The sequence below is a fragment of the Bradyrhizobium altum genome, from assembly GCF_020889705.1.
Lineage (GTDB): Bacteria > Pseudomonadota > Alphaproteobacteria > Rhizobiales > Xanthobacteraceae > Bradyrhizobium > Bradyrhizobium altum.
Genome location: NZ_JACMYP010000391.1, coordinates 1 through 5,812 on the forward strand (window position 1 = coordinate 1; position 5,812 = coordinate 5,812).

A 5,812-nucleotide genomic window follows, 5' to 3' on the forward strand; every position below is an offset into this window, starting at 1 on the left:
CCTCCGCCCCCGACGGCAGGCTCCGGTCCGCCGGAGGCTCCGACCTCGAAGTAATCGCCAACGCCGGGCCGCGAGGTCCGGCGTATTCATTTGACTGCCATTGGAGTGTCATTCTAGAGTATGGCTCTAGAGTGATAATCTAGCCGGGAGGAGAAGAGGTGAGTACGGCACGCGAAGACCTCTTGGCGGCGGGATTGGCGGTGTTCGACCGCGACGGGTTCGAGGGCGCGACGGTGGCCGAGATCCGCTCCCGCGCCCGCGCGTCCAACGGCAGCTTCTTCCATTTCTTCACCTCGAAGAAGCAGCTCGCCGGAACCCTGTTCCTGGAGATCCTGCAGGCCTATCACGCCGCGATCATCACCGCGGTCAACGACACGCACGGGGCCGGCGAGGGCGTTGCGCGGCTGATCCGCGCCCATCTCGATTGGGTCGTGACCTTCAGGCGCGAGGCGCGCTTCCTGTTCGAGATTTCGCGCAGCGAGTGGAGCGAGGAGGTGCGCGGCGCGCAGCGCACCGAGAACTCGCGGCTCATCGATAGCATCGAACGCTGGCGCGCGCCGCTGCTCGCGCGCGGCGAGTTGCAGCCGATGAGCGCGACGCTTTTCTTCAGCCAGATCATCGGGCCGGCCCAGATCTTTTGCCGCGCCTATCTGTCGGGCCGCCATCCTGGCGACCCGCGCGAACAGGTCGAGACGCTGATCGCCTGCGCGATCCGCGCGGTGGTGCCGCCGGGTGCGCCGGAGCGAGCAGGAGGGACGTCATGAGCGAAATCGATCCGGACTTTGCGCCGATCGCGACGCGGATTCGCGACAATGTCGGCCGTCAGGGCTTCATGGGACTTGTCGGTGCTGAGGTGGCCGAGCTGTCGCGCGGCGCGTGCACGCTCGCGGTCGACCGCCGGCCGGAGCTGCTGCAGCAGCACGGCCTGTTTCACGGCGGGGTGACGGCGTTCCTGGTCGACAACGCCACCACGATTGCGGCGGCGACGTCGCGTGGCCAGCCGGCGCTGACGGCCGAGTACAAGCTGAACCTGCTGGCGCCGGCATCGGGTGATCGCCTGATCTGCCGCGCGCGCGTGATCAAGCCGGGACGCCAGGTCGCCGTCGTTGCGGCCGACGTGTTCTGCATCATCGACGGCAAGGAGAAGCACACCGCGACGGCGCTCGCGTCGATCGCGATGCTCGACGATCAGGCGGCGGCACGAATCCAAAGCCCGGCCTGATGGGGCCGGGCTTCAGTCGGTGGAGGGATGCAGAGACGCTTACTTCTCTTCGGTAGCTGGAGCCGGCGCGGCCTCGTCGTCGTGCTGGGCTTCCGGATCGAAGAATTCGCCGGCGGCGGCGAGCGCTTCGGCGGCAGCGTCCTGGTCTTCCTGGCGGGTCGAGATGTCCTCACCGCGCTTGATCCGGTCGGCCTCTTCGGCGGAGCGGGCGACCGTCACCGTGACGCTGGTTTCGACCTCGGGGTGGACGGCGATGGTCACCTTCTGCGCGCCGATCACCTTGATCGGCGAGTCGAGCCAGACCTGCGGACGCGCAACCGTGATGCCATCGGCGGCCAGCGCAACGACGATGTCGCGCACCGTGACCGAGCCGAACAGCTGGCCGGACTCGGAGGCCTGGCGGATGATGATGATGTCGCGGCCGTCGATCTTCTCGGCGACCACGGTGGCTTCGCCCTTGGCCTTGATGTTGTTGGCCTCGAGCTCGGCCTTCATGCCGTCATACTTGGCGCGGTTCGCCTCGGTGGCGCGCAGCGCCTTGCCGCGCTTCAGCAAGAAGTTGCGGGCGAACCCGTCCTTGACGCGCACGACTTCGCCCATCTGGCCAAGCTTGGCAACGCGTTCCAGCAGAATGACTTCCATTTTCGTTCTCCTTTAGAGGCTAAGTATCGGGTTGAGTGGTTGGATCGAATGTCAGGCCGCAGGCAAAGGCGGCGGTCTGGTTTGCAGATAGCGCTGGCGCAGGCCGAACACGGCGTCCGCGATGCCGAGCGCGAAGATCGCGACGATCGGCCAGCCGAACATGACGACGACGGCGTAGATGCCGCCGAGCCAGAAGCCGCGATTGCCGAGCGACAGCGTCAGGGTGTGCAGCACGGCGAAGCCGACCAACGCATAGGCGATCACAAGCGCGGTGGTGACGATCTGCGCCAGCAGCGCGAGCATGCCGCCGACGAAGCTGACGGCGACCGCCACCAGCAACGCGACCAGCGCCATCGCGGGGAGCGCGGTGCTGCGGAACTCCGGCCACGGCCGGTTCAGCCGCCCGGAGGTTTGTGTGATCTTGCCGGCGAGCCACAGGTTCAGCGTCAGCGTGACCATCGCGATGACCGTGGCCGCGAGCGGCGCGAAGATCACCAACGCGTCGACGAACCGTTCGATGTCGCTGCCGGGTTGCGTTTCGCCGGCGCTGAGCATCTTGAGCAGGCCGCGACGCAACGTGCCGGTGATCGTGTCGGTATCCGTGCCGAGCGTCAGCAGCGCGGCGGTCGTGGTGACAACGGCGAAGGCCGCGATCCAGAGCAGGATACGGCCGATGGGATACCATTCGAGCGCAGGCGGCTGCTGGGCAGCGCTATCGGCGGCCGCGCCCGCGATCGGCCGTCCGAGCAGAGCGAGGTGGCCGAGCCACCAGCCGGGCAGCGCGACCATCATGGCAAACGCGATGCAATAGGGAAGTCCGAAGAGCGCGCCGAGCACGGACGCTGCAGCGATACCGCCGATGGCGGCGGCGAGCGCGCCCCAGCCGAGCGCCGTCACCATCAGGGCAGCGGCGCGAGATAGAACAGCAATATCGAGATTGCCGCGCCCGAAACGATCGAGGCGAACATCAGCGCCGACGCGGCGCCGGCGGCAAGTGCTACGATGAGGATCGCGATCATCAGCTGTCCCGCTCCTTTCGAGCGGTTAGAGGCACTCTGTCGAGAACCCCAACCATCGGCGACCGGACGACCCGGAAGCCTTATGAGAATGAGCGGCCGGCGGCGCATGCCGCCGGCCGGAAACGGTTAGCGAATAACGTAGGGCAGCAGGCCGAGGAAGCGCGCGCGCTTGATGGCGCGGGCGAGCTCACGCTGCTTCTTGGCGGACACGGCCGTGATGCGGCTCGGCACGATCTTGCCGCGCTCGGAGACGTAACGCATCAGCAGCTTGGAATCCTTGTAGTCGATCTTCGGCGCATTCGCGCCCGTGAACGGGCAGGACTTGCGACGACGGAAAAACGGACGGCGGGCACCAGCATCAGCCATGATTCATTACTCCTCGGTCGCAGCTTCTTCTTCGCGCGGACGGCGCGGGCCACGATCGCCGCGGAAGCCGCCGCCATCGCGATCACCACGGAAGCCGCCTTCGCGGTCGCCGCGGAAGCCACCGCCACGGTCATCGCGCTCGCGGTCACGGTCGGCCTTGCGCATCATCGCAGACGGGCCTTCCTCGTGCTCTTCGACGCGCACGGTGAGGTAACGGATGACGTCTTCGCTGATCCGCTCCTGGCGCTCGATCTCGGTGACGACAGCCGACGGTGCGTCGATGTTCATCAGCACGAAATGCGCTTTGCGATTCTTGTTCATGCGGTAGGTGAGGGAGCGCACGCCCCAGCTCTCGGTCTTGGTGACCTTGCCGCCGCCCTGTTCGACGATACCCGTCATCTGGGCCGTCAGTTCATCCACCTGCTGGGTGCTCGCATCCTGACGCGCGAGAAAAACATGCTCATAAAGAGGCATGGTTGTCCTTTCCTGTGTTGGCGCGGGTTCCGGCGACAAGCCCTTCGAGACCTTCGGAAAGGACTCGAGCTGCTCAGAAGGCGGGAGCACGGGACGACGGGCCGACTGGCCCTGCCACATCAAAATCAACGGATGAATTTGCTGAGACCGTCCGTTCAGCTCCCGGCCGGAGCCCACGAATAGGGCGCCTTATACGGATTTTGTCCGCGAAGGCAAGGGTTCGCAGAGTCTTGGCCCTCGGATTTGCCATGGGTCGTAGCCGCGCGGGCCGCCCGGCGCAACTTTCGGCAGTTTCCGGTTGATTTCTTTGTTTGTATATCATACAAATATCTCAGGGAGGATGATCGATGGGTTCGGAGACCGCCAGCGGCATGTCTGCGCCTGAACCGAAGCACGCGGTCCGCGCGACGCGGTCGGCGGGGCGCAAGATGCGCTCGCTGTTGCTCGATGCCGCCAGCCGCCTGTTCAAGGAGCGCGGGCTCTCGGGCACGTCGATCTCCGACATCGCCGCAGCCGGGGACGCCTTTCCGAGCCAGATCACCTATTACTTCCGCACCAAGGAGGCGCTGTTCGTCGAAGCCGCGAGCCGCGACATGCTTTACCTGGCGCGTGCGACCGAGCAGGCCGCCCTGAACGCTCATACGCCACGCGATTACAGCCACGCTTTGGCCGAGACCGTGACCGCGACCGACACGGTCGCCTTCTTCGCCGAGGCGCTGACGCTGACACGGCGTCGGCAGGATCTCGCGCCTTTGGTCGAGCGCACCATCGAGCGTCTGCACAGCGAAGGCGCGCGCGCCTATGCGGACCAGGTCGAACGACACGGCTGGCGCTCGCTGCGGGCGCCCGAGGAGAGCTCGCGGCGCTTCTGGGCGATTGCGATCGGCGTGATCGTCGAGGGTTTTGCGATGGGCCGCTGCGCCGAGGAGATGTGCCGCGAATTGCTGCGCGCACTCGGCGAGCAGGCGACATCGACGTCGGCCAATGATGGATCGCGGCTGCGCCTGGTCGGCGATCGCGATCATTCACCCTCGACGGACGGGGAGACAAGCTCATGACCGCACTACGCATGCGTGCCCGCGATTTCCTCACCGAGGATGAACTGGTCACCGTCCGGCAACGCACGACGTGGAAGGGCGCAGCCCTGATCGTGCACGCCTGGGCCCTGATCCTGGGCGCGATCGCGCTGGTCGCGTGGTGGCCGAATCCGCTGACCTATCTGCTGGCGGTTGCGATCATCGGCTCGCGCCAGCTCGGGCTCGCCATCCTGATGCATGACGGTGCGCATGGCTGTCTCTCGGCGAACGAGAAGACCAATCTGACGCTGAGCCAGTGGTTCTGCGCCTATCCGATCTTCGCGGAAACCCGCGGCTATCGCCGCTACCATCTGCAGCACCATGCCCGGACGCAGCAGGAGGATGATCCGGATCTCGTGCTGTCGGCGCCGTTTCCGATCACGAAGAGGAGCTACCGCCGGAAATTCCTCCGCGATATCACTGGACAGACCGGCTACCAGCAGCGCAAGGCGCAACTGCTCAATGCGATCGGGCCGAAAGAGTGGCCGCTATCGCAGCGCGCCGCCAACTTCTGGCAGAAGCTCGGGCCGCAATGCGTCACCAACGCGCTGCTGTTCGCAGGGCTCGCCGCCGCGGGCGTGTGGTGGGCCTATCCGCTGTTGTGGCTGGTGCCGCTGCTGACCTGGATGATGGTGATCACACGGATCCGCAACATCGCCGAACATGCCGTCGTGCCCGACAGCGCCGATCCCTTGCGCAACACCCGTACCACGCGGGCCAATGTCCTCGAGCGGCTGTTCATCGCGCCGTACTACGTGAACTATCACCTCGAGCATCATCTGCTGTTCTACGTGCCCTGCTACAACCTGCCGCGCGTTCACCGCATCCTGAGCGGAAGCCGCTATGCCGACCGGATGGAAGTCCAGCCGGGCTATGCCGCCGTGCTGCGGCTGGCGACCGCCAAGCCCAATCGGGAAGACCGCCCGGGCCAACTGGTGAACAGCGCCCGCAGGGCGAGGGCCGGCGCCGAGGTTAACGCCGACCAGAATGCCGGTGGATTCTAGGCGGAGCCG

General features: G+C 66.1%; 7 protein-coding genes and 1 pseudogene. 4 read left to right on the top strand and 4 right to left on the bottom strand.

All coding sequences use genetic code 11. The features are described from left to right. Positions 1–158: 158 nt before the first annotated feature. Together H8B02_RS44465 and H8B02_RS44470 are read left to right on the top strand one after the other, a co-directional pair. On the top strand, positions 159–764 hold the full coding sequence (locus tag H8B02_RS44465) for a TetR/AcrR family transcriptional regulator (protein ID WP_229172091.1): 606 nt from the start codon (positions 159–161) through the stop codon (positions 762–764). Next, complete coding sequence (locus H8B02_RS44470; RefSeq protein WP_229172092.1) at positions 761–1,222, top strand: PaaI family thioesterase; 462 nt, start codon at positions 761–763, stop codon at positions 1,220–1,222. The genes H8B02_RS44465 and H8B02_RS44470 overlap by 4 nt, the downstream gene beginning before the upstream one ends. A gap of 39 nt (positions 1,223–1,261) precedes the next feature. Here the strand turns inward: H8B02_RS44470 and rplI are convergent, their stop codons facing one another. The 4 genes and pseudogenes from rplI to rpsF form a co-directional block, all read right to left on the bottom strand. Further along, positions 1,262–1,864, bottom strand: coding sequence for a 50S ribosomal protein L9 (gene rplI / locus H8B02_RS44475; protein ID WP_229172093.1), 603 nt, complete (start codon positions 1,862–1,864; stop codon positions 1,262–1,264). Positions 1,865–1,915: 51 nt separating this feature from the next. Next, positions 1,916–2,883: pseudogene (locus tag H8B02_RS44480) on the bottom strand (hypothetical protein). A gap of 126 nt (positions 2,884–3,009) precedes the next feature. Then, positions 3,010–3,249: a 30S ribosomal protein S18 gene (gene rpsR, locus H8B02_RS44485; protein WP_016844287.1), complete on the bottom strand. Its 240-nt coding sequence runs from the start codon at positions 3,247–3,249 to the stop codon at positions 3,010–3,012. 6 nt (positions 3,250–3,255) lie between these two features. After that, positions 3,256–3,723 carry a 30S ribosomal protein S6 gene (gene rpsF, locus H8B02_RS44490; RefSeq protein WP_092113431.1) on the bottom strand — a complete coding sequence of 156 codons (468 nt, stop codon included), beginning with the start codon at positions 3,721–3,723 and terminating at the stop codon, positions 3,256–3,258. A 347-nt stretch (positions 3,724–4,070) separates the two neighbouring features. On the opposite strand from rpsF, the gene H8B02_RS44495 reads away from it, so the two are divergent. After that, positions 4,071–4,781 carry a TetR/AcrR family transcriptional regulator C-terminal domain-containing protein gene (locus H8B02_RS44495; RefSeq protein WP_229172094.1) on the top strand — a complete coding sequence of 237 codons (711 nt, stop codon included), beginning with the start codon at positions 4,071–4,073 and terminating at the stop codon, positions 4,779–4,781. Further along, a complete protein-coding gene (locus tag H8B02_RS44500) occupies positions 4,778–5,803 on the top strand; it encodes a fatty acid desaturase family protein (protein ID WP_229172095.1) in 1,026 nt (341 codons plus the stop codon). The genes H8B02_RS44495 and H8B02_RS44500 overlap by 4 nt, the downstream gene beginning before the upstream one ends. The last annotated feature ends 9 nt before the right edge of the window (positions 5,804–5,812 follow it).